Origin of the sequence: Pseudoalteromonas sp. SR41-7 (assembly GCF_014163935.1) — a bacterium.
Lineage (GTDB): Bacteria > Pseudomonadota > Gammaproteobacteria > Enterobacterales > Alteromonadaceae > Pseudoalteromonas > Pseudoalteromonas distincta.
The window spans coordinates 210,278-234,461 of the sequence record NZ_JACJEF010000005.1; the positions used below are offsets into that span (position 1 = coordinate 210,278).

General features: G+C 39.7%; 19 protein-coding genes and 1 pseudogene. 9 read left to right on the plus strand and 11 right to left on the minus strand.

Annotated elements, in window-relative coordinates; genetic code table 11:
• Positions 1-327: 327 nt before the first annotated feature.
• Positions 328-2,454, plus strand: coding sequence for a glycoside hydrolase family 16 protein (locus H5092_RS08890; RefSeq protein ID WP_182733350.1), 2,127 nt, complete (start codon positions 328-330; stop codon positions 2,452-2,454).
• Positions 2,455-2,695: 241 nt separating this feature from the next.
• Complete coding sequence (locus tag H5092_RS08895) at positions 2,696-5,629, plus strand: TonB-dependent receptor (protein ID WP_182695376.1); 2,934 nt, start codon at positions 2,696-2,698, stop codon at positions 5,627-5,629.
• A 243-nt stretch (positions 5,630-5,872) separates the two neighbouring features.
• Here H5092_RS08895 and H5092_RS08900 read toward each other — a convergent pair whose 3' ends face one another.
• The gene (locus tag H5092_RS08900; protein WP_182733351.1) at positions 5,873-6,631 is read right to left on the minus strand and encodes an SDR family NAD(P)-dependent oxidoreductase; all 759 of its coding nucleotides are present in this window, start codon (positions 6,629-6,631) and stop codon (positions 5,873-5,875) included.
• A 130-nt stretch (positions 6,632-6,761) separates the two neighbouring features.
• Here H5092_RS08900 and H5092_RS08905 point away from each other — a divergent pair, with 130 nt between their 5' ends.
• Complete coding sequence (locus tag H5092_RS08905) at positions 6,762-7,664, plus strand: LysR family transcriptional regulator (RefSeq protein WP_182733352.1); 903 nt, start codon at positions 6,762-6,764, stop codon at positions 7,662-7,664.
• 62 nt (positions 7,665-7,726) lie between these two features.
• Positions 7,727-7,900 (plus strand): annotated as a pseudogene (locus tag H5092_RS20685) (IS110 family transposase); the annotation flags it as partial.
• Positions 7,901-7,939: 39 nt separating this feature from the next.
• Here H5092_RS20685 and H5092_RS08910 read toward each other — a convergent pair.
• The 6 genes from H5092_RS08910 to H5092_RS08935 form a co-directional block, all read right to left on the minus strand.
• Complete coding sequence (locus H5092_RS08910) at positions 7,940-8,749, minus strand: SDR family oxidoreductase (RefSeq protein WP_007377192.1); 810 nt, start codon at positions 8,747-8,749, stop codon at positions 7,940-7,942.
• A 60-nt stretch (positions 8,750-8,809) separates the two neighbouring features.
• Complete coding sequence (locus H5092_RS08915; RefSeq protein ID WP_096794380.1) at positions 8,810-9,163, minus strand: MerR family transcriptional regulator; 354 nt, start codon at positions 9,161-9,163, stop codon at positions 8,810-8,812.
• A gap of 658 nt (positions 9,164-9,821) precedes the next feature.
• Positions 9,822-10,181, minus strand: coding sequence for an AAA family ATPase (locus tag H5092_RS08920; RefSeq protein WP_182733353.1), 360 nt, complete (start codon positions 10,179-10,181; stop codon positions 9,822-9,824).
• 632 nt (positions 10,182-10,813) lie between these two features.
• A complete protein-coding gene (locus H5092_RS08925) occupies positions 10,814-11,047 on the minus strand; it encodes a hypothetical protein (protein ID WP_007379016.1) in 234 nt (77 codons plus the stop codon).
• Entirely contained in the window at positions 11,044-11,433 is a 390-nt protein-coding gene (locus H5092_RS08930) for a hypothetical protein (protein WP_182733354.1), read from the minus strand. The genes H5092_RS08925 and H5092_RS08930 overlap by 4 nt, the downstream gene beginning before the upstream one ends.
• Positions 11,434-11,771: 338 nt before the next feature.
• A complete protein-coding gene (locus H5092_RS08935) occupies positions 11,772-13,292 on the minus strand; it encodes an aldehyde dehydrogenase family protein (RefSeq protein ID WP_182724079.1) in 1,521 nt (506 codons plus the stop codon).
• A gap of 171 nt (positions 13,293-13,463) precedes the next feature.
• Here H5092_RS08935 and H5092_RS08940 point away from each other — a divergent pair, with 171 nt between their 5' ends.
• Both H5092_RS08940 and H5092_RS08945 read left to right on the plus strand, forming a co-directional pair.
• Positions 13,464-14,357, plus strand: a complete 894-nt coding sequence (locus H5092_RS08940) for an AraC family transcriptional regulator (protein WP_024596981.1) — start codon at positions 13,464-13,466, stop codon at positions 14,355-14,357.
• An 80-nt stretch (positions 14,358-14,437) separates the two neighbouring features.
• The gene (locus H5092_RS08945) at positions 14,438-15,469 is read left to right on the plus strand and encodes a LacI family DNA-binding transcriptional regulator (protein WP_182695370.1); all 1,032 of its coding nucleotides are present in this window, start codon (positions 14,438-14,440) and stop codon (positions 15,467-15,469) included.
• Positions 15,470-15,564: 95 nt separating this feature from the next.
• Here the strand turns inward: H5092_RS08945 and gtfA are convergent, their stop codons facing one another.
• Entirely contained in the window at positions 15,565-17,037 is a 1,473-nt protein-coding gene (gene gtfA, locus H5092_RS08950) for a sucrose phosphorylase (RefSeq protein WP_182733355.1), read from the minus strand.
• Between the two features lie 176 nt (positions 17,038-17,213).
• Between gtfA and H5092_RS08955 the strand changes: the two genes are divergently transcribed.
• From H5092_RS08955 to H5092_RS08965, 3 genes are all read left to right on the plus strand, one after another.
• Positions 17,214-18,440, plus strand: a complete 1,227-nt coding sequence (locus tag H5092_RS08955) for a sugar MFS transporter (RefSeq protein ID WP_039488390.1) — start codon at positions 17,214-17,216, stop codon at positions 18,438-18,440.
• A 171-nt stretch (positions 18,441-18,611) separates the two neighbouring features.
• The gene (locus tag H5092_RS08960) at positions 18,612-21,008 is read left to right on the plus strand and encodes a TonB-dependent siderophore receptor (RefSeq protein WP_182692364.1); all 2,397 of its coding nucleotides are present in this window, start codon (positions 18,612-18,614) and stop codon (positions 21,006-21,008) included.
• Positions 21,009-21,121: 113 nt separating this feature from the next.
• Positions 21,122-22,069 (plus strand): carbohydrate kinase, encoded by a 948-nt coding sequence (locus H5092_RS08965; protein WP_182695369.1) that lies wholly within the window; start codon positions 21,122-21,124, stop codon positions 22,067-22,069.
• 45 nt (positions 22,070-22,114) lie between these two features.
• Here H5092_RS08965 and H5092_RS08970 read toward each other — a convergent pair whose 3' ends face one another.
• The 3 genes from H5092_RS08970 to H5092_RS08980 form a co-directional block, all read right to left on the minus strand.
• On the minus strand, positions 22,115-22,504 hold the full coding sequence (locus tag H5092_RS08970) for a nuclear transport factor 2 family protein (RefSeq protein ID WP_149603532.1): 390 nt from the start codon (positions 22,502-22,504) through the stop codon (positions 22,115-22,117).
• Between the two features lie 82 nt (positions 22,505-22,586).
• On the minus strand, positions 22,587-23,237 hold the full coding sequence (locus tag H5092_RS08975) for a DsbA family protein (protein WP_024595727.1): 651 nt from the start codon (positions 23,235-23,237) through the stop codon (positions 22,587-22,589).
• 40 nt (positions 23,238-23,277) lie between these two features.
• Complete coding sequence (locus tag H5092_RS08980) at positions 23,278-24,156, minus strand: MBL fold metallo-hydrolase (RefSeq protein ID WP_182733356.1); 879 nt, start codon at positions 24,154-24,156, stop codon at positions 23,278-23,280.
• Positions 24,157-24,184: the final 28 nt, after the last annotated feature.

The following is a 24,184-nucleotide window of genomic DNA, read 5'->3' on the forward strand; positions in this document are numbered from 1 at the left end:
ATACCTGTAACTAACCTTTTAATTGTTAAGTCCTTTCCTACTTTTTTGACGTAAAAAATATTCCGCTCACGCTCCCATCAAAAAACACAAACAACATAACTAATTGTATAAACTGCAATTTATATACAATCTAAAATTGGTAAACTGGTCTTACCGTAAACTAATTGTAAATAAAATAAACAAATATGTTGACCATTTGCGTACTCCACAATATCATTTGTAAGCGCTTACAAAACACATATCAAAATGTAAGCGCTTACAGAATGAAAAAACAAAGCTCAAAAAACAATTAATCTGACAATAATCTGTTGAAACCGGGGTTCAGTTATGAACATTGAAACAACGCACATTACACGTTTACTTGCCGCTATCTCTTTAATTACGTTAGCTGGCTGTGGTGGCGACTCTGCCACTAAATCAAATTTTGAAAATGTAGATGCCTCTGAGCCAGTTTCAGATTGGCAAATGGTTTGGAGCGACGAGTTCGAAGGCACAACCATTGATACAAACAAATGGAACTATGAATTAAACTGCGATGGCGGTGGTAACAACGAGAAACAGTGTTACACCGACAGCGAGCAAAATGCATTTATTGCAGACGGTGTGTTAAACATTGTTGCCCTACCCGCTGAGGAAGGTGCAGAAAAACCTTATACTTCAGCACGCTTAAATACGCGTTATAACGCCGACTTTACGTATGGCCGTTTTGAAGTGCGCGCCAAGCTTCCATCAGGACAAGGTAGCTGGCCGGCATTTTGGATGCTACCAACTGATGAGGTTTACGGCACTTGGCCTCGTTCTGGTGAAATAGATGTTTTAGAATCAGTAAACCTCAAAACACCAGATGAAGACGGCGGTATAGAGTCTAGTATCCACGGCACCCTTCATTACGGACGCGCATGGCCAGATAACAGCTATACAGGTAAAGAATACAAATTCCCTGAAGATACTAATCCAGCAGATGATTTCCACACGTATGCTGTTGAATGGCAAGAAGGTGAAATTCGCTGGTACGTAGATGGTTACCTTTATGCAACTCAGCGTCAATCTGAGGTTTTATATAATTCAAAAAATGAGCCTGCGGGCTTAAAACATCGTGGTTGGTTTGCAGAATACTTTGAACAAGGTTCTGGCGAACTTACAACGCATTGGGATAGCGCACCATTTGATAAAGACTTTCACTTATTGCTAAACCTGGCAGTAGGCGGTGACTGGCCTGAAAACGTAAATGATTTAGGTGTAGACGCTAGCGCATTTGAAAATGGCCAAACTTTTGCTATTGATTACGTACGTGTTTATCAATGTGCATCGAACACTGATACTGGTAAAGGTTGTGAAACCATTCGTCCTGGTTACAACAGCTTAGACGATGCCTTACTTGAGGGTGATGCCCCAGTTCCTATAGCAGGAGGAGTTACTCCATTAACCATATTTGGTGATTCTTTTAATATTAATTGGCCTGCGTGGGATTGTTGCGGAGGTTCAACTCCTGCAATAGTTGTTGATGAACAGCAAGGTAATACAGTTGAGTTTAGTGTTGGTGAAAACCCAACAGTAAATGGCTTTATTTCAAGAGCGGCAAACATCACTGATGAGGCGGGTGTAGCCTCCCCTTTTGATGCTACGCCCCTGTTAGCACAAGGGTATTTTCAATTTAAAATGAAAGTAACTAGCGCACCTGCTGATGCAAACTCTACATGGGTCGTTAAGCTTGAAAGTGCAGGAGATGCACCAACTGCGGCCGAATTACCTATTACTCAAAGCGTCGAAGGTATTGCTCCTGTTGTAGGACAATGGCAAACATATACATTTAAATTAACCGATCTTGTTGCAGCAAACTTAGATATTAGCGCTATTGATGTAGTGATGATTTTTCCTGCATGGGGCACTGGTAATGGCGCTGTATATAGAGTAGACGATGTAAAAATCACCCAAGATTTTCCAGAGCTTAATGTGTTCACAGATACTCAAAATCTTGATTGGCCAATGTGGGACTGCTGTAGCGGCTCTACGCCAGTGGAAGCAATGGATGATGAAGAGCATGGTATAACAGCGGAATTTACAATAAATGATACGCCTACAGTAATGGGTTTTAACAGCCGTACATCTGTTGGCGGAAGCGGTGAGGCATTTGATGCAAGCGCTATCATAACGGTTGGTCAAATTACGTTTGATATGAAAGTTACGAGTATGCCAAGCACACCCGACGCGCCATGGTTTTTCAAAGTTGAGTCAAACGAAGGTGACTCTGCCGTAGAGCTTGCACTTACTGAAAGTGTTGAAGGCATTGCCCCTGCTTTAAACGAATGGCAAACATATACTTATACACTTTCTGACTTATCGGCTGCCGGTTTAGATGTAAGTGCGATAGATGTATTAATGATTTTTCCTAATTGGGGCCAAGGTGCTGGCGCAGTATATCGTGTTGATAATGTAAAAATTTCAAACCCATAATTTAGATTTCACTGACAAAATTCTAGGTGTTTATACCAATTGCATTAAACAAGAGATCTATTATAGCGCTAAGAAAATAGCACAATAACAAGGCGAAATTTTGACATATAGTTGTTCTATATAAATAATTTTTAACGCAGTTAGTGAGTTATTTAATGCGATAGAATGATCATATTTTTAATAAAATTGGTATTACACAGCACCTTCACTCTTGAACAACATTTTATAAAGCAGAGCTATTATGAACACATTCAATTTTAAAAAGAGCCAACTTGCGGCTTCTGTGTCTCTCATCATTGCTGCGAGCACATTAAACACAGCTATCGCTGCAGAAGCAGACATATCAGCAAAGCCTGATGTAGAAATTATTGAAGTAAAAGGTATTCGTGGTTCACTTATTCGTTCTATGGATATGAAACGCGACTCTTCGGGTATTGTAGATGCTATCTCGTCTGAAGAAATGGGTAAATTCCCAGATACAAACTTAGCAGAATCATTACAGCGTATTACCGGTGTATCGGTAAGCCGCGCTAACGGTGAAGGTAGCCAAATTACAGTACGTGGTTTTGGCCCTGAGTTTAACTTGATTACCTTAAATGGCCGCCAAATGCCGGGCACAGGTTATACACGCTCGTATAACCTTGAAAACGTTGCCTCTGAAGGCGTAAGTGCGCTTGAAGTGTTTAAAACAGCTCGTGCAGACGTGCCAAGCGGTGGCTTAGGTGCAACGGTTAATATTTCTACTGCGCGACCTTTTCAAAAGCCAGGTCAAAATTTTTCGGCAACCGTTAAAGCAAACCACGACTCGTCGAACGAAGCTGGCGATGACGTAACACCAGAGTTTTCTACTGTTTACAGCAATACCTTTGTAGATGACACTTTTGGTTTCGGTTTTTCATTTTCGCACCAAGAGCGTGACTTTCAAAAACAAAGTGCCAATATTCAAGGCTGGCAGGCAAACGTAGACTTACCTGAATTAGATAGCAGCAACGTCGTTGATAACCGCACAGACCCTGCAGGTAACTACTACTTCCCTAAAGACATGAATTACTCTATTGAAGATGTAGAACGTGAACGTACAAACGGACAAGTTACCTTTCAATATGCACCGGTAGATGGCTTTGTAGCAACACTTGATTACACCGCAAGTAAAGCTGTAACAGGTTCTCAAAGTATTGGTTGGGGTATTTGGAACGACTTTGGTAGCAATATTAATGGCTACGAGCTTGATGAAAATGGTACGGCTGTTTATGCTGATATTAGCGGTAACGATGCCTCGTTTACAGCCAACAAAGGCACTACAGAAGTAAAAGCGCGCTCACTTGGTTTAAACCTAGATTGGGAAATTAGCGACACGTGGCACGTAGAGCTTGATTACCACGACTCTAAAAACGAAACCGATAACGGCGCCGACAATGGGCTGGGAAGTGCCGGCCAAGTAATTTTAGGTTCTGATCAGCTAGCTAATAAAATTTATGATTACCGCACAGGCGAAGTACCCAGTGCACAAGTTAATTGGTTAAATGGCACAAGTGAATTAACGCCTGGCGAAATTGATTCAAACTTTAGTCAATTTACTCACTCACCGGGTGAGTCAAACATTGAACAATTACAGCTACATACAACATGGTATAACGAAAGTTATGACATTGGTTTAGTTAAAGTTAAATTTGGCGCATCACGTACAGAACAAAACACCGGTGGTTACACCGCGTGGAGTGGTTTAGTAGGTGGTCCAGGCTTTAACCCATCATATACAGAAATATTCCCAGACGGCATGTTTACCCGTCACGATACATCGGGCCTTTTAGATCAATTTGAAGGGGGCGGCAGTGACTTACAACCTGGTTACTACTATACCTACGATTTTGACGAAGCTGTTGCGCGCCAAATTGCTTACTTAACAGCTGATGTGACAGGCGGCGATGCATACGCCGCAAATGCATATATGGATGGTATTGACAGCGAAAGCTACGTAGAAGAAATCACTAATAGCTTTTATGTTCAATCAAGCTGGGAATTTGACGTAAGTAACTACTACGTAAAAGTAAATGCAGGCCTACGCTATGAGCAAACAGATGTAACCAGTACTGTACGTCAACGCGTTGAAGATCAAGTTAATTGGATCAGCGCTTCTGAGTGGATCATGCAATACGCTGCTGGCGGCGATGATAACTTCTTAGAGCAACAAGGTGATTACGATGTTTTACTGCCTTCAATCGACGTAAGTGTTGATTTAACTGAAGACGTAGTAGCCCGCGTATCTTGGGGTAAAACAATGTCGCGTGCACCACTAGGTAATTTAGCCGGTGGCCGTAGTTTAACAGGCAGCCCAAAACCAGGTTCTCGCACAGGTAGCCAAGGTAATACAAACCTACTACCGTTTGAATCAACAAACCTTGATTTATCACTTGAATATTACTACGCAGAAGGCAGCTACGCATCTGTAGGTTACTTTAAAAAAGACGTTGATAACTTTATTCAAACCACCATTACGCAAACTACTATTGATGGCTTGCACGATATTTTAAACGGCCCTCGTTACTTACAAGCCGTAAGCGATATTGAATCACGTGGTGAGCAAGCAACAACCGACGCTATTTTTGCACAAATGATTGCCAGCGGTTACGGCAATGCAAATGGCGTTATTGAACCTAACAGCGACGATCCGCTAATTACATGGAATATTAGCCAACCACAAAACACCGACAGTAAATCGGTAGATGGTTTTGAAGTAGCTGTTCAGCACTTAATTGGTGAAACCGGTTTTGGTGTTGGTGTTAACGCAACGTTTGTAGATGGCGACGTTGAATTTGATAGCGAAAGCCTTGACCAACAAGCACCGCTTACAGGCTTAAGTGACTCAGCTAACTTCCAAGGCTTTTACGAAAAAGACGGCCTATCAGTTAAAATTACTTATGCATGGCGCGACTCATACCTAATTGGTGTTGGCCAAGCGCAAGGTTCAGCTGATGCGCCTCCGCAATATGCTAAAGCGTATGGCCAGTGGGATATGAGCGTTAACTACGATGTAAACGAAAACGTAACGGTATTTTTTGATGGCATAAACTTAAATAATGCAACCGAAGAAGGTTACGGACGTTACGAAGAGCAGTTCTTATTTGCTAATCAATACGGTCCTCGTTACTCAATTGGTGCTCGTTACACGTTCTAACTAAATTTCCTTTAGTAAAAAATGCAAAAAACCGCTCACTGAGCGGTTTTTTATTCTCTCAAGTTATAATTTTTAATAAATGGTACCAATCTGTTTATATATGGGGTCTATTTAACGTTAAGAAAATTACGCTAGAACTAGACAAAAATTTTTGTACCTAGTTGTTCTAAATAAAAATTTCAGCGACGTTATAGTGCAATTTAATTCACTAAATTGCTCAAAGATTCATGTCGGTTGGTATGATTACATATACATACCGCCCGATACCTCAAGTCGCTGGCCTGTCATCCAACGGTTTTCGTCCGCTAATAAGTTGACAATCATAGGCCCTATATCGTCTGTTACACCAACTCTGCCCATTGCCGTTTGTGATGTAATAAACGCATTTACTTCATCGTTATCACGAACGACACCATTACCAAAGTCGGTTTCAATTGCACCAGGGGCTACAACATTTACCGTAATATTTTTAGGTGCAAGTTCTTGAGCTAAATACCTTGTCATTACTTCTATTGCACCTTTGGTCATTGCATAAGTAATATGACCTGGTAATGAAAAACGCGTTAAACCACTTGATAAATTAATAATACGACCACCGTTTTTTATAAAGGGTAACAATGTTTGGGTAACAAAAAATACTCCCCTTAAGTTAATATTTATCAACGTATCAAAAGTTGATTCACTTGTGTCTGCAAAACTGCTAGTAAGCCCCACCCCTGCATTATTAATTAAGTAATCAAACTCACTTTGTTGCCAATGAGTCCGCAGGACATTTTGTAGTTGCTGTGCAAAATCCTCAAAGCCGAGCATATCACTTACATCTAATTGCAATGCAACCGCTTTAGAGCCTAGATCCTGTACTTGCTTTACAACCTCTTTTGCTTCTTTTTCATGACTACGGTAAGTAAAAATGCAATCGATACTTTGCTTTGCAAGGCAAAGCACCGTGCTTTTACCAAGTCCACGATTACCACCGGTGATCACTGCAATTCGTTTGTTCATTGTTATATCCTGTTGAAAATAAAAGCGGGGAGTTAAATAACCTCCAAGCCAGTATATTTTTTCAAGCAACAAAGATAAACAGGCTGAAAAGAGTTACACTGTTCAAAATAAACGAACAATAAACGGTATTATGAAAGACCTAAACGCAATACGTATTTTTATTAAAGTAGCGCAACTCAGTAGTTTTTCTAAAGCAGCAACAAGCTTAAATCTTCCTAAATCAAGTGTATCGCAAGCAGTAACCATGCTCGAAAGTACATTAAATACGCGTTTATTACACCGTACTACACGCACCGTAAATATGACTTCAGACGGTGAGCTATTTTATCAACGTGCACTGGGAATTATCAGCGACGCTGACGATTTAAAAAATTTATTTGTAAGTGAGGATAAAGGTTTAACAGGCCGAATACGTGTAGATATGCCACAAGCTGTTAGTCGAGATACCATAATTCCAAACTTAAGTTCGTTTTTAAAAATGCACCCAAATCTTGAAATAGAACTTGGCAGCTCCGATAGACGAGTAGATGTCATTAAAGAAGGATTTGATTGCGTAGTAAGAGTGGGCGAACTTACCGACTCATCGTTAATTGCACGACGTTTGGGCAGCTTTAAAGTTTTAAATTGCGTAAGCCGTTATTATGTAAAAAATCATGGTTTACCTAAAACTCTTAACGATTTAAAAAATCATTACATTGTTCGCTACAGTCAAACACTTGGTATCCCTGATCCGGGTTTCGAATATTTAGATAGCAATAATCAATTGCAATCAATAACGATGAAAAGCCAGCTTACTGTTAACTCCTCAGAGGCATATTTAAGCGCAGTACTGAGTGGTTTCGGGCTTATTCAATCACCTATTCACGGTATAAGTAAATACCTTGAATCTGGCGAACTTATACAAGTTTTGCCTCAATACGCGATGCCCGACCTACCAATCAATATTTTGTACCCAAATAGGATCCACCTACCCAAGCGCGTAAGTGCATTTATGCTTTGGCTTGAAGAACAATTGAGCGTCTTTACAAAGTAATAATCTGTGCGTTATTCATTTTGCGCTAAAGCATCGTTACTTAGCCACGATAGTTGGCAGCAAGAAGTAAAGGAAAACCCCATAATAGCATCATCAGAACATTAGCATTTAAGTGGATACGAATACTGTTTAGGTGTTTAAAAACACATACGCCCTACGATAAATCAACTTACTTAACTGTATTGAAAAGCAAGGGTTCACCACTATTAAAATTTGCGGTGGAAAGTGAGTTTTAGTGCTTGCTGTCCACCTCAAGGCATGTCCTTATATGAACCTTAAACTAAGCTTTTTCCCAGTACATTGTCCTTAAACATGCTAACAACTATTTTGACTGTCCTTTTACGTGAAAATAATCGAGGTATTAAAGAGACTACGTAATTAATCTTACCCGATACTGTATACATTCTATTTTTTTCGTAAGCCGCGAGCGCAGATTTAACTACCTTGCTTGCAGGAGCCAAGTTCATATTGGATGTATCAGCATTAGCATTTTCCATAAAACGAGACTCTGTAGTACCGGGGCACAAGGCCATGACGCGAATATTCTTATCTAATAATTCTCCGGTAAGAGCCTCTGAAAAACTTAATACAAAAGCTTTAGATGCACCATAAACAGTCTGGTATGGTAAAGGTTGAAAAGAACCAATAGATGCTACATTAATAATTCCGCCGCTATTTTTATTTACCATTGCAGGCAAACATAAATGAGTAAGTTCAACTAATGCATTAACATTTAACATCAACATTTTATGATAAGTTTCAAAACTCTCACCAGAAAACTCACAAAATTTTCCAAAACCAGCATTATTAATCAAATAATCAACTGACAAGCCTAAATCATTTATTTGTTCAAATAATTTTTTAGGGCCATTTAGTTCACTTAAATCGGCGGGAATAGTTTTAATCCAAATGTTCCTATGTTCACGCTCTAACTCTTGCGCTAAACTTATTAGATCGCTATGCGTTCTGGCTGTTAGGATTAAATTAGCTCCTTTGCTAGCGAGTTGTTTAGCAAACTCTTTCCCGATGCCTGAAGATGCGCCTGTAATTAATATATTTGTGTTTTCTAAATTCAGCTTTTTCACTATAAATCATCCTATGAGTTAATTATCAGTTAACTGTAAGCCTTGCCCTTGAGGGGAAGGTCAAGTGAATTCTTTAACTAAATCTATTTTAAATTGCTTCAAATTCTCATTTTTCAGCAAAATCTCGTCAATCTCTTGTTTTAAAAGTGATATTTTTTTATCTATAAGTAGGTGAATCAAATCAATAGGAAGTTTCTTTTCCTCCGTTTTTTTAGACACTATATCCTTGATTTCACCGAGGCTAAACCCAAGGGTTTTAGCACGACAAATCATACTTATAACCATAACATCATGATTACTATAAATACGGTAGCTACCTTTTCTATTTGGAAGCGTTATCAAACCAATTGACTCATAGTACCGAATAGCTTTTCGAGTTGCTCCAGTCAATTCAGAAACACGACCTATTAACATAGTAATCCTTATGAGTGATGGAATAGATAATCGTCTAATGCTTACATTAAACGGCTAAAGAACGTTGGCTGAAATGTGTGAAGCACGAACAATAGCCAGCTGTTATTAGCCCGTTTGAGAGTAAACTTGGTGAGCAGGCTTCAATGAGTTTTTCCATTGACCTAATCCTCTAAACACGGCCACCCCACTAAAAAGGGTTATAACGCCCACATAAACAGCGGAGCAGGTTGGACGCTTTTTTGCGCCGTGTTTTGCAAAAAACCGGCCTGCTTGCGGAATCAGGTTTGATGCGTTTGGTATATTTTTTTGTAAACGTAAAAACGAAATATTAAGGCTTGAAATAGTGCTGCGAGACCAAACAACAATGAACCTTTATAAAACAAGGACGGTAGAACAAACGCCATTGGTATAGCAGCATAATATAAATAGGAACGATTTGTGTATTTGCTTATTAAAAAATGAAGTGGAAACCCAATTACTAACCAACCTACGATAGAAATAAACAGATAAACACCCACATATAGTAAAAATGTAACAACCAACCCTAAGAGGTCGTTTACTGATGATGGTGCTAAACCAGTAAATAAAGCCGAGACAGCAATGCCTATTCCCACAAATAAGAGGCTTTTGAGTATTGCGTCATCCCACCTTCCAAGACTCAATTTTTTATCCTTAAAATACCCGAATTCATTTTGCAAGTGCACCACTGACCATAACCCACTACAGTAATAATACGACCTTTAAAGCCAAGCCAACTGTTAGCTTCAATTGGCACATTATGATATTCAGCAATAACTTCTACTTCACTTTCATAGGAATAACTTTCTTCTTCCTCATTATATTCTTTAGAATAATCTTCTCTATCAAGGTTTGAGTTTTTGTGAAGGTGGTTTAATGCAGCAAAAACGCCGGATTTACCTGCATTATTTGGTCCGATAAGAAATGTTGTGTCTCTAAATTTAATGCAGCAATTTTTTAGTTTTCTGAAATTATTTATGTGTAACTCATGTAGTCTCATTTAAACATCCATATTTTAAGTCGGCTGAAGCCCTTTAACGAGCCTGTAGATTAACTCGTTTTTTATTTATTTTTATTGATAAATAGACCATAGCTAAGTTCCTATTTTGATTCAATCGATCACTGTATTTTTCATAGAATATAAAAGCTGGTTTGGTATTGTTTTAACTGGCGTTTTGGAAGGATTTACGGGTGTTTGAGTGGCTTTTATTTAGAGTAAAAGGGCTTTCCCTTCTTAATGCATCGTATTTTGCAGTTTTTCTATATTATGAACAAGGCAATACAGTTGCCATTGGGCGTTCACTTTCGCTTGGCTGTGTCATGCCTTTGTTGACGGTAATATTGCACTTTTAACCTAAAGAAAAGCCGGTTCAATACAGCAAAATCGCTTGCCATTCTTTAATAAACAGCTGTCGTCGCCCTATTGGGCAGTCTATTTTTACTTTCATTTTGTCTACATTGCTCAGCTTTTTGCGTAGGGTGGGTGTGTTGCTTATTGTGCTTTGTGATTTATTTATCATTGCGTTCATACGAAAGCTGGTAGCGATCATGAATTTAATGGTGAGAGATGGTGTCATCTGGAACCCTAAATTGGTTTAAAATTAGGTATTGACACCAAACTTACTTTTTAACTTATAACTCATCCCGCGAAAAATCAGTTATACTATCTCCGAACTGACTGATGGCTCTCTCCTTCAAAGGATTTAGTAACAAGCGCAGCTCAATCAAATCATTGCCTACATCAGCAATCTCATCTGAGTCATCTGACGTTTCACATATTTTTGCCATTTCTTGTTCAAGTGCTATGAGACCCTCTAGCACGTATTTTAGCTCTGATCCTGCAAGTTCAAGCTTGAACTGACTCATACAATCTTTCCTTCTTTCTTAAATACTCGAGATGCTTTTAGGGCCATTTCCTCAAGAAGTCCCTTGAACTTGTCAACCGGCATATTCCGAGTGGGCGAAATACAGTAATGGTGTGGCTTATCCTGAACCATCTTCAATCCATGAGGCGGCTGGGTATTCGGTGGAAACCTCCAAACCCAACCAGTCATTGGTGCATTGTTGATACCTTCTATATCGAAAACGCTGATCCCTTTTCCGTTTGCGATAATAACCTTAATTCCATTTACGGTTGTAACATCAACATCACGAGCTCGAACATTCGATAGACGAGGACTTGAAGCATTTCCGAGGCGGAAAAGCTCTTCGGGTAGGATGTAAAATTCTTTTGGGTACTTAATGATCTCCATATCGTTGACAAAAAGTTAGTTACTCTCTCTGAGGCCTTTATCGTTTTATAGACCGTAAAGTTTCATAAATTACGATGTATTTATCTTAGCCATCAAATAATCTTATGTAAACAACTAGCTAACTATGAATCAGCTTTTTATAAAACTCATATTATTAAATCACTTTTTTAACGCAGTTAATGAATTATTTAAAGCCCTGAAGTTTCAACATTTTAATTCAATTAGTATCCTATTTATGTATTACAACAAGCAGTAAGTGGTGCAATGGACCCCTTAAAATGAAAAAGCGCCGCAAATATGCAGCGCTCATTACTGAGTGATTGTTGTATTAAAATTTTTTAAAAGAAGCCAAGCGGGTCTTCGCTGTAGCTCACTAATAAATTTTTAGTTTGTTGGTAGTGATCAAGTGCTAGTTTGTGCGTTTCGCGCCCTATTCCTGATTTTTTATAACCACCAAATGCAGCATGTGCTGGGTACATGTGGTAACAGTTTGTCCACACTCGCCCTGCTTCTATTTTGCGACCCATACGATAAGCACGATTCATGTTTCTGCTCCACACACCTGCACCTAAACCAAACTCAGAGCTGTTGGCAAGCTCGAGTGCTTCGGCTTCATCTTTAAAGGTCGACATAGAAATAACAGGGCCAAAAATCTCTTCTTGGAATACACGCATGTCGTTTGTACCTTTAAGCAGTGTAGGTTGTATGTAATAACCGCCGTTTAAATCGTCATTTAGCTGCTCTACGTTGCCGCCGGTGAGTACTTCAGCGCCTTCTTTTTTGCCTATGTCTATGTAACTAAGTATTTTATCAAACTGTGCTTTTGAAGCTTGAGCGCCCACCATGGTTTCGCTGTCGAGTGGGTTACCGCGTTTAATTTGTTGGGTACGTTCGAGTATGCGCTCAATAAACTGCTCGTATATATCTTCTTGAATAAACAACCTTGATGGGCACGTACACACCTCGCCTTGGTTGAAGTAAGCAAGCACGGCGCCTTCAATAGCTTTGGATAAAAACGCATCGTCTTTTTCCATTACATCATTAAAAAATATATTAGGTGATTTACCACCGAGCTCGACCGTTGAAGGAATAATATTTTCAGCAGCGCATTTCAAAATATGTGAGCCCACAGGCGTTGAACCCGTAAATGCAATTTTAGCGATACGCTTGCTTGTTGCCAGTGCTTCACCCGCTTCTTTACCAAAGCCGTTTACTATATTTAATACGCCTGCAGGGAGTAAATCGCCAATTATCTCCATTAAAACTAAAATAGAAGCTGGTGTTTGCTCAGCCGGTTTTAAAATTACACAGTTACCTGCAGCAAGTGCTGGCGCTAGTTTCCAGGCGGCCATTAAAATAGGGAAATTCCACGGAATAATTTGCCCAACCACACCTAGTGGCTCGTGAAAATGATACGCAACGGTGGTTGCGTCTATTTCACCTATAGTGCCGTCTTGCGATCGTAGGCACCCTGCAAAGTAGCGAAAGTGATCTGCCGCTAGCGGAATATCGGCCGCGAGTGTTTCACGAATTGCTTTACCGTTATCCCATGTTTCGGCAACAGCTAGTAACTCTAGGTTTTGCTCAATTCGGTCGGCTATTTTTAGCAGTATGTTACTTCGGTCGGTCACCGACGTTGTGCCCCATTGCTCTCGCACTGCATGCGCTTTATCGAGAGCCAGCTCTATGTCGTCTTTGTCTGAACGCGGTATTTGGCAAAATACCTTACCGTTTACTGGGCTTATATTATCAAAGTATTGGCCATTTACTGGCTTCACCCACTCTCCGCCAATGTAGTTCCCGTATTGTTGTTTAAAGTTTACGAGTGCGCCATCGCTACCTGGATTTGCATATATCATGTGTGTGCTCTCTTTATTGTTGTTAGCTAAAGGTCGAACATTTATATAAAACAAAATGCTTTATATTTAATCAATGTTGATTGACATTAAACTAACAAGTACCTAAAAACTTGATTAGCTGTCCACAAAAGTTGTCTGTGAGTCCAAACTAATAAAACCTAAAGGATTGATATGCACACATCTCAGTTAAACAAAAAACGCCAACAACTTGATGTATTAATAGAAAATAAAGTCACATTCGCTGCAGATAGCAGTGAGTTGAGTATTTACGACACGTATCAAAGCGCGCAAAAGGTAGCACTGCACTCAAACGAGCTGCTGTTTTGTGCCATGCTAAGCGGCAAAAAGGTAATGCACGTAGAAAGGAGCCAATACCATAAAGTATTTTTACCACACGAGTCGTTTGTATTAGCGCCAGAGCAAGGTGTTTTAATTGATTTTCCACAAGCATCAATGCACGCCCCAACCACCTGTTTAGCCATTGAAATTAGCACAGATAAAATAACGAGCGTGGCGAATGCACTAAACATGCAGCAAAATTTTGCACACGATGGCTTATTTGAATATGTACCTCAGTTAGTGCATACCCAACATAATATTCAAACGCAGCAATTATTAGAGCGCATGGTGCATTTATTTAGTGAGCAAGGCGCACAGCGACATTACTTGATTGATTTGTCGTTGAACGAATTGATCACCCGTTTATTACAACAACAAAGCCGCGAGCTATTGCTAGCTAGCTGCGATAAGCCACGCCTTAAAACAAAAGTGAGCGATGCCCTGCTTTATATTGAAGAACACTTAAGTGAAACGCTCGACATAAATACCTTATGCAAAATAGCATGTATGAGCCGAAGTAAGTTTTATCATCAATTTAAACTCGCATTTGGCACTACCCCAGCCCTTTGGCAGCAACAGTTAAGACTAAAAAAAGCGCGTACTCAATTACTACAAGGCCATGCAATTAGCCAAGTGTGCTTTGATGTTGGATTTAATAGCGCGAGCCACTTTAGTCGCCTATTTAAACAAACCTTTGGCATTGCGCCTAAAGAATGCCGACATTAGCCCTAAAATCTTATTTTTTTACTTTGCTAACGCCCTGAATATGTTAGTTTATTAACATGTGTATTGAGTAAAGAATTGGTATGAGTAAGCAAACCCGCTGGACCCTAAAAAGTATTGCTAAAGAGTTAGGTGTGTCTAACGCGACAGTATCTAATGCGTTTAATCGCCCTGATCAGCTATCGGCTAAACGCCGAGACGATATTCTTGCAGCGTGTAAAACTTTGGGCTATTACGGGCCCAATAAGGCCGCGCAATCGTTGCGTAATGGCACATTTAATATTGTCGCTTTAGTGCTGCCCGATAGTGTGGAATACATGGTGTCGGACCCTGTGGCTAGCAGCTTTATGCGCGGTGTTACCTCGGTGCTTGAAAAAAACGGCATTAATGTTTTATTGTTTTCAGGTAATAGCGGTAACCTTAACAACGTGGTCGACTTGGTAGATGGCTTTATTTGTTATGGCCGCCCTCGTAATAACGCGTTAGTTGAGCAGTTAAAAACAGTGTCTAAACATGTAGTGACAATTGATTTTGATATTGCTCGCAATGCCTCTGTAAATATTAATAACGAGCAAGCAAGTTACGAAATTGCTAAACACGTACTGCATAATCAAAGCGATAAAGTGGCTATATTAGGGCTTAGATTACTTGATGAAAACGTATTATGCCGCGTGTATGAACACCACGAATTTGAAACCGGACAATCTATTTCGCATCAACGTTTACGTGGTTATCAACGCGCTTTAAGCGAGGCAAATATTACGGTAGCTGACGATCGTATTTGGAACATTCCTGAAAGTAGCGAGCGTTTTGCTAATATTGCTGCTAAAGAGGTTTTAAGTGCCTCCCCTCGTCCTAACGTTATTATTTGTATGAGTGATTTAATTGCGCTTGCCACAATGCGAGAAGCAATAAAACAAGGCATAAAAATAGGTGAAGAACTGCGTATTGTGGGCTTTGATGGTATTGATGAAGCAGCCCGGTTTGTGCCTCGCCTCACCACCATTCATCAAAACAGCCAAGAAAAAGGCGTTATAGCCGCCGAATTATTTATTTCTAAAGAAGAAAAAACTCAGGAAGTCAGTTACGAATTAGAGATTGGTGCGAGTAGTTAGCTTACAAACCTTGTAATAGTTTTATGTGTTAAAAAGCCAAGCTACTTAAGCTTGGCTTTTGCTTTACATGGCGTTTGTAAATTACTTTTATAACATTAAGCTAAAAATGAATTTAAGTTAATCGTTGTTTCTTCATCACCATTTACCTGCGTAATAAGTGCATGGCGTAATTTAATATCAACAGTAAGTGAAATAGTTTGCTCATCTAGTTGCCACGATAAACAACACATACTGCCTTCACCTTGGGCGCTAAATTCACCTGCAAATGCAGGGTGTGAATTGCGAATTTTAATTAATTCAATTAAACCTTTTACTACAGGCTTATTTAAGGCTTTGTCGATTATATTTGCATCTAAATATGGGCGGTTAATATCACGGCCTACATTTGTATTTGTCAGTAATTCCATGTCGTTTTCGCAAGCAAATAGGCCGCCGTAATAAACTTGTGGTACACCTGGAGCAAAAAATTGAATTGCACGCGACAGTAAGTAATCAAAGTCTTTAGCGCCTAATGCGTTGTAGTACGTACAGTTAACTTGATATAAGTCGACATTACTCGCCGCAGCGCCCGTAGCTTGGCGGCTTTGGTTGTTGCTGTTGGCGTGCATTGTTTCTACTAGGTTATCAATCTGCTGTGCATTTAATAGCCCTGGTTTGTCGCCCATTGGACCTGCGTCAATAATGCCAATACCGTCATGTGTATCAAGTACAGTTAAGCAATTACGTGGCGAAATTTGTAACCATTTGAGCAGTGCATCTACATCGTTGTTAAATAAGCTGTGTAAAATAAGCGGTGGTAACGCAAAGTCGTAAACCATATTTACGCGTTTTGCCACTTCTACCTGAGTTTGATAATGGCTATGAATTTCTGCAATGGTTTCCATGCCTAAATCGTTTGCTTGCTTAGATAAGTTATCTAGGTAGCCAAACGTTTCATCAAGCATAAAGCAGTTAGTGCCAGCTTGCTTAATAGCGTAACCCGCCGCATCTAAACGAATAATATTTACATTGTTAGCCGAAAATTTAGTGAGTACGTTATTTAAATACGCAACACCGGCTTCTACTTTTACGTTTATATCAATTTGGTTATCGGTAAAAGTGGTCCAGAAGTCATACGTTTTACCATCACCACATTTCATTGGGGTAAAGCAACTACCAGGACGTGGGCGGTAAATTGCTTTTTGCTCAGCTTCGCTCATACCATTTGGAAATACATCATCTTTGGTTAAAAACAAATCCCAAAATTCTGATTGCTTACCTTTAGCTAATACATCTTGAAACTGAAAAGACTGCGCCGATACATGGTTAACAATTAGGTCAGCCATTAAGTCGAGATCTTTACCTAATACTTGTATGTCTTCCCAAGTGCCTATTCTAGAATCAACTTCACTATGGTCAATAGGGTCAAAGCCAGCATCGCTGCCATCAATAGGATTGTAAAATGGCAATAAGTGCACACCACCAAATACGCCTTTTAAAGGGCCGTTTAAAAGTGTGGTTAGCGCGCCTATATTTTGGCCAGTGATTCGATCAGCATATGTGATCAATTGAACTTTATTCTTCATCATTGTGTGATTACCATGTTGAAACTTAATCGATTAAGATATATCTTTAACTAGCGAGTAAGAATTTACAAGTAATTTTTAATAATTTTACATACAAATTTCGTGTCTCACGTAATACTACAGTAAGCAACTGACTGACTTACGAAGTATTAATAGAGAATTTAACGAGGAATAAACACATGACAAAATCACACACTCACGTAAGCAGCGACCCACTGCAACAAATACGCTGGCTTACATACATGATGTTTTTTATGTTTGCCATGACCTCTGACGCAGTCGGCATGATAATCCCCGAACTTATAAAAGATTTCGGTTTGAGCATGACTCAAGCTAGTGCATTTCATTACGCTCCTATGGCACTCATTGCCTTTAGTGGATTATTTTTAGGCTTTTTAGCTGACAGCCTTGGCCGTAAAAAAACCATTATGCTAGGTCTATTAATATTTTCCGCGAGTTGTTTTTTATTTGCATTTAGCACCAGTTTTACTTTCTTTTTAGTATTGCTTTGCTGCATAGGCCTGGCCATTGGTTTATTTAAAACCGGCGCACTGGCATTGCTTGGCGATATTTCACATAGTAACGACGACCATACTAAAACTATGAACAAGGTTGAGGGCTTTTTTGGCATTGGCGCTATTGTAGGCCCTGCCCTAGTTGGTGTTTTATTAGTGCAAAACGTTAGTTGGACATACCTGTATATTACTGCGGGCGTAATGTGTTTAATCCTTGCTTTATTAGCATGGCGCGCAGACTACCCTGACGTAGTTAAAACAACTGAAAAGCCAGCCTCTTTGGCCACGACCATGAAAATGGTAAAAAACCCTTATGCACTTGGCTTTTCTTTAGCTATTGCACTTTATGTAGCGACTGAAGTGGCTATTTATGTATGGATGCCGACGCTATTAAAGGACTACACAGGCTCTTGGCCGCTCCTTGCCACTTATGCACTTACTATATTTTTTATACTACGTGCTGCAGGTCGTTTTATTGCCGTATGGTTACTAAATCGTTATAGCTGGCAAGGTGTTATGGCTTATTTAAGCTTAGGTATTGCACTTTGTTATGTGGGTACACTTATTGGTGGCGTTGACTGGGCTGTAGGGTTACTACCTCTTTCAGGTTTATTTATGTCTATGGTTTATCCAACTTTAAACTCTAAAGGTATATCGTGTTTTCCTGCTGAGCGCCATGGAGCCGTAGCCGGCGTTATATTATTTTTTACCGCATTATCGGCTGCTTTAGCTCCTTTATTTATGGGTATGATCAGCGATTACTTTGGCCATGTGCGCTATGGTTTTTACTTAGCAACAGGGTTTGCCGTGATTTTATTTGTAGCTATGTTGTTCAATTATTTACGCGACCCATCAATGAGTGCTTTACAAGAAAATAACCCAACAGCTTGATAAATTTGTATCTCAATACAATAAAAAATACTTTTAAAATCAACATATAAATAATAAAAGAGCAAATTAAACACAAAATAATTTGCTTATTGTAAAATATTTGTTATTTTTACTTAATCGATTAAGTGAAAATAACAAATCCTACTGGGTTCAACACAACGAGGCGTTCACATGACAACACACAATACACCTTTATATTTAATCAGCGCTTTAGCACTTGCCGTAAGTCAAGGCGTTAACGCACAAGAAACAGACCAAGCAACACCTGAAGCATCACAAAACAAAGGTCTTGAAACAATTGTTGTAACCGGCGTACCACGCCGAACAACAATCATGGCTTCAAGCGTTTCAGTTAGTAGCGTATCACTTGAACAAGTTCAGGTGTCTACTCCTCGCTCAACAGCCGAGGCTTTTAGAATCATTCCTGGTATCCGTGCAGAATCGACAGGTGGCGAAGGTAATGCAAATATTGCTGTTCGTGGCCTGCCAGTTGCTTCAGGCGGTGCAAAATTTTTACAATTACAAGAAGATGGTTTACCTGTACTGCAATACGGTGATATCGCTTTTGGTAATTCAGATATTTTTATGCGATTAGATAACACTGTGCAAACTATCGAATCGATTCGTGGTGGCTCAGCATCTACTGCCGCAAGTAATGCACCTGGTGGCATTATTAACTTTATCTCTAAAAATGGCGAAAACGAATCTGGCAGTGTATCTACAACACTTGGCTTAGATTACGACAGCGTTCGTACAGACTTTGAATACGGCACTTACTTAACCGATAGCGTGCGTTTTCATGTTGGTGGCTTTGTTCGACAAGGCGAAGGCCCGCGCGAAACAGGTTACACGTCTAATAAAGGTGGCCAAATAAAAGCTAACCTTACAAAAGATTTCGACAACGGTTACGTTCGCCTTTACTACAAACACTTAGACGATAAGAGTGTTGGCTACCTTCCAATGCCAATGTACTCAAATGGTGACTCTATTGCTGGCTTTGATGCGCAATCAGACACACCTCACTCAGCGTTATTTACTAAAACAGTACGTTTAAATGGTGAAAACCAAATCAGTAGCGGCGATATTCGCGATGGTATGAATCCAAAGGTTGACTCTGTTGGTTTTGAAGCTGTATTTGATTTAGATAACGATTGGCGTATCGAAAACCGTTTTCGTAAATCATCAATAAGCGGCAACTTTAACTCGCTTATTCCTGCAGAGGTTGGCAGCGCATCATCTATTGCACAGAGCATTGGTGGTGTAGGCGCAACACTCAGTAACGCAAACACGGGCGCTGCATTTAACGACGACCTTGCTATGCGAATTCATACGTTTGACGTAACAATGAACGACTTCGATTCATTAGTTAACGACTTTAAACTAACTAAATCGTTTGATGATGACACCAGCATTACCTTTGGTTATTACGCGTCAACACAAAACATTGCTATGTCGTGGTTATGGAATTCATACCTTATGGAGCTTAAAGGCGACAATGCTGCATTATTAAATGTTACTGCAGCTGACGGTACTGAATTTTCAGAAAATGGTTTATATGCATATGGCACACCTTACTGGGGAAACTGTTGCCAACGTGATTACGACACAGAGTACGACACCCGTGCACCATACGTTGCATTCTCTACTAAATTAGGCGACGTAAGCATTGATGCAAGTGCCCGTTACGACAGTGGCGAAGCTCGCGGTAACTATGCAGGTGCCGTAACATCAACTGTAGATATGAACCGCGACGGAGAAATATCAATCCCTGAGCAAAACGTTGCAGGTATTGATATTGCCAACGCCAGCCCAGTAAACTATGACTGGAACTATTCTTCTTATTCAATTGGTGCTAATTATCAAATTGACCCAAGCCTTGCTACGTTTGCACGTATTAGTAAAGGTGGGCGTGCAAATGCTGACCGTCTTTTATTTGGTAAAGTACGCGCCGACGGCTCTGTTGCAAAAGAAGACGCTGTTGATGAAGTAAACCAGTTTGAGTTTGGTGTTAAAAAGCGCTTTGATTCATTATCAGTGTTTGCTACTGCGTTTTTTGCCGAAACTGAAGAGCAAAATTTTGAAGCAACATCACAAACGTTTTTTGACCGTGAATACGAAGCAAAAGGGATTGAAATAGAATCTACTTACTTTATTGATGCATGGGATTTTCGCGGTAATTTAACTTGGACCGATGCAGAAATAGCAAAAGATGCGCTTAACCCAGATGTTGTAGGTAATACACCACGTCGTCAAGCCGATTTAATTTACTCATTAATGGCACGTTACAACTATGAAAAAGGCGCTGCAGGGGTAAGTTTCATTGGTACTACCGATGCATACGCTCAAGATAATAACGATCTACAATTTGACGGCTACACACAGGTAAATGGCTTTGTAAGCTATGACTTATCTGAAAACCTTAATATTGCGCTTAATGTGAATAACCTCTTCGATACAGTAGGTATTACAGAAGCAGAAGAAGGTTCAGTACCTGAAAATAACATTATTCGTGCCCGTACTATTAACGGCCGCACAACGTCGGTAACTTTAAAATACGCTTTTAACTAAATGTGTGTATTGCGCTGCGGTGAGTAGTCACTGTAGCGCCTTTTAAAGTATGAATAAATAACACCCTTCACGTTTTTTAGCCTAGCCTTGCTAGGCTTTTTAGGATATTCCAAATGACTAAACTCCTGTGCTTAGGCGAGCTATTAATTGATATGCTGCCACAAGATGCTAATAACTCAGCCTATTTACCTATACCAGGTGGCGCGCCTGCCAATGTAGCTGTTGGCTACGCAAAACTCGGCGCAGAGGCTGCATTTTGTGGTGGTAAAGGGGACGATCATTTTGCCAATCAATTAAGTAATGCATTAGCGCAATACAATGTAAATACAGACTATTTATTTACCATTCCAGGCTCACAAACCGCCATGGTTATAGTAAGCCTTGATGAAACCGGCGAGCGTAGTTTTGGCTTTTATCGCCATAACACAGCCGATGTACTATTAACGCAGGCGCATTTAGCGCATATAAATTGGCAAGAAATAAGCACACTACACTTTTGTTCAAACACATTAACCGAATCAGCAATTGCCAACACAACGGTTAAAGCGCTAGAACTTGCAAAAGCGAATAATAAGCTCGTCAGTTTTGATGTGAATTTACGCTACAGCTTGTGGGAAAACACAAACGATATAGCAAGCAATGTAAAAGCCTGTTACACCTATTGTGACATAGTAAAACTCTCGCGTGACGAACTTAATTTTTTAGCTCAGCATAGCGATACAACGAGCGATGATTACATTCAAATGCTATTAAATACCGGAGTAAAACTGGTGTTTTTAACCGATGGACCAGAGCCTGCCACGGTTTACCACAGCGCATTTACACTTAACGAATCGGCACCAAAAATAAACGCCGTAGATACAACAAGCGCAGGTGATGCATTTATAGCGGGGGTTTTATACTACTTAAATAACTTAGGAAGTGATTTACCACTAGCAGATAAACTAAATGATAAAGCGAGCGTAAAAGGCGCCCTGCACTTCGCTCTTAAATGTGGCTCTAAAGCGTGTTTAGCTAAAGGGGCATTTCCGGCATTACCTGTGCTGGCTGATGTACTTTAATAGACCTAATGTTTTTTAAGTTCAAATATATGCAGTAACGCGTAGTTACTGCATAGCATCAAACACCATTTTACTATCCACTATTTGTTCAAAGTGCGTTATTTTTTGATTTTTAAGCTGCCAAATATGCGCGACCCTAGCTTGCATTTTTTTACCCGTTTTAATATAAGTACCAGAGTACGTGCCATACACTACGACAGTATCATCTTGGGATAAGTAGTTTTGTGGCGTAAACGTGTAGTTATACCACTCGCTTGCAAGCTTTTGAAAAACATGTTCAGTAATGTCATTCATACCATGGTATGTACCAGCATAAGCAAAACCGTCAGCCTCTTTCCAAGTAATAGTATCACTTGCATGAGCAACTAAATTTTGCCCATTCTCTTGTGATGTTTTGCCTTCATACGTACTTTTAATTATGTCTATGTTGTTCATTTTTGCACACCCTTGCACTATAAAAAGGAAGCTCAATAAAGCTGTAATATAAACAGCTTTATTATTTAGAAATTTCATCACACTATACTAGCGCAACTGATTGCTGTAAGTAGGTAACCCACTGCTCAGTTTTTCCATAATAATGGGCTATATCGGCTTTTTGCCACTTACCTGTGTTAAATTCAAATGCTGCACTAGGAAAGCCTTGCCCATGAATATCGTGCAATAAGCCTCGGCTTTGTGCTATATGTTGATCTGTTGCACCGCCTTCTAGCGCATTAAAGTGGGTTTCAAATAAGGCCTTGTTTAAACCCAGCTCCAATGCAATATCAGTCAGTACATGCAGCTGCATAATGTTTTTACCCTGAGCATAATAAGCATGTTGAATACTATTAAGCATTTCCCCACCTGATATACCAAGCGCTTGCGCTGCCAATATAGCGGTAATAGCCGGAGCCGAGTTGAGTATAATATCGTTGGTTTTTAAAAGCCCATCAGTATAGTTACTACCAAATACCTGACCGGTTTTCTTCGCTATGACACTGTCGTTTTTAAGTGCAAATTCACGCCATGCAGGAGTCACAGGTTTGACATTATCACCTGTTAGCATACCTCCACTGTGTACTTTTACAATTAAACCATCAATATTTTCAGCAGCGGTGATCAAGGGCACGCTGCCGTAAGTCCAACCACATAAAGGGTCAACAATTATATGTAACGTTACGTTTTTCATTAATATTTCCTATCTAAATAATTGCTTAACGCAAGGGCACTTAGTGCCATTGCATCTCACCCATAACCACTTTTGAGCCCAACTCTAAGATGCTTCTTGCACCTAAATCAGGGTAAGCTTGAGTCATTATCTCTACAAATTCAGTTGAGTTTTTTGCATTTTTTGCAGCGCTATCCGCTTTATTTAAGTATCCTTTCATGAATGACACACCAGAAAGGTCTTGTTTACTGCCCTGTAAAAAATGACCTGGAATAACAGTCTGTGGTTTTAAATTCTCGATGTTATCTAATGTTGACTGCCAAGTTTGACGCTCTGCAGCAGTGCTCGAATCGGCCAACCACACATGCATTTGATCAAATACTACAACCCCACCCAGCACTGTTTTTATAGAAGGGATCCAAAGGTAAGTATGCTTTGAATCATGCTGTAAATTTTTAATAATAATTTCTCTCCCATCTATAGTTAGGCTATTAGATAGCATTACTTCTGGCAAAATAAGTTCTTTAGGTGCATTGCTCTTTAAAATAGGCCCCCAATAATTTAACTTCCCTTGCATTGAGCGTTTAATATTCTCTACTGTTGATTTAGTCGCTAATAACTTTGCTTTTGGAAAAGCAGCTTTAATTACATCTAAACCAAAGTAAAAATCAGGGTCGCTGTGACTAATATAAACAGCTGTTAATGTTTTACCGCTCGCTTTTATTTTTTCAACCAATGCTTGTGCATCATTACGCTGAAATTGGGCATCCACTAATAACACTTCGTTATCACCACTTATAATGCTTGATGAAACAGCAAAAATACTTTTGTCTTGTGGGTTATATACATCAACAACTAATTCACTTTGCGCTAATACCGGTTGCATTAATGTGCTTGCTAATAAAGCTGTTGCTGCTAATACGTGTTTAACTTTTTTCATTCTCAGTAGCCTGTTTGTTATTTCGTTA

Coding starts and splice junctions, on each gene's coding strand:
- H5092_RS08890 (WP_182733350.1), top strand. CDS start 328: ATGAACATTGAAACAACGCACATTACACGTTTACTTGCCGCTATCTCT.
- H5092_RS08895 (WP_182695376.1), top strand. CDS start 2,696: ATGAACACATTCAATTTTAAAAAGAGCCAACTTGCGGCTTCTGTGTCT.
- H5092_RS08900 (WP_182733351.1), bottom strand. CDS start 6,631: ATGAACAAACGAATTGCAGTGATCACCGGTGGTAATCGTGGACTTGGT.
- H5092_RS08905 (WP_182733352.1), top strand. CDS start 6,762: ATGAAAGACCTAAACGCAATACGTATTTTTATTAAAGTAGCGCAACTC.
- H5092_RS08915 (WP_096794380.1), bottom strand. CDS start 9,163: ATGTTAATAGGTCGTGTTTCTGAATTGACTGGAGCAACTCGAAAAGCT.
- H5092_RS08920 (WP_182733353.1), bottom strand. CDS start 10,181: ATGAGACTACATGAGTTACACATAAATAATTTCAGAAAACTAAAAAAT.
- H5092_RS08925 (WP_007379016.1), bottom strand. CDS start 11,047: ATGAGTCAGTTCAAGCTTGAACTTGCAGGATCAGAGCTAAAATACGTG.
- H5092_RS08930 (WP_182733354.1), bottom strand. CDS start 11,433: ATGGAGATCATTAAGTACCCAAAAGAATTTTACATCCTACCCGAAGAG.
- H5092_RS08935 (WP_182724079.1), bottom strand. CDS start 13,292: ATGATATATGCAAATCCAGGTAGCGATGGCGCACTCGTAAACTTTAAA.
- H5092_RS08940 (WP_024596981.1), top strand. CDS start 13,464: ATGCACACATCTCAGTTAAACAAAAAACGCCAACAACTTGATGTATTA.
- H5092_RS08945 (WP_182695370.1), top strand. CDS start 14,438: ATGAGTAAGCAAACCCGCTGGACCCTAAAAAGTATTGCTAAAGAGTTA.
- gtfA (WP_182733355.1), bottom strand. CDS start 17,037: ATGATGAAGAATAAAGTTCAATTGATCACATATGCTGATCGAATCACT.
- H5092_RS08955 (WP_039488390.1), top strand. CDS start 17,214: ATGACAAAATCACACACTCACGTAAGCAGCGACCCACTGCAACAAATA.
- H5092_RS08960 (WP_182692364.1), top strand. CDS start 18,612: ATGACAACACACAATACACCTTTATATTTAATCAGCGCTTTAGCACTT.
- H5092_RS08965 (WP_182695369.1), top strand. CDS start 21,122: ATGACTAAACTCCTGTGCTTAGGCGAGCTATTAATTGATATGCTGCCA.
- H5092_RS08970 (WP_149603532.1), bottom strand. CDS start 22,504: ATGAACAACATAGACATAATTAAAAGTACGTATGAAGGCAAAACATCA.
- H5092_RS08975 (WP_024595727.1), bottom strand. CDS start 23,237: ATGAAAAACGTAACGTTACATATAATTGTTGACCCTTTATGTGGTTGG.
- H5092_RS08980 (WP_182733356.1), bottom strand. CDS start 24,156: ATGAAAAAAGTTAAACACGTATTAGCAGCAACAGCTTTATTAGCAAGC.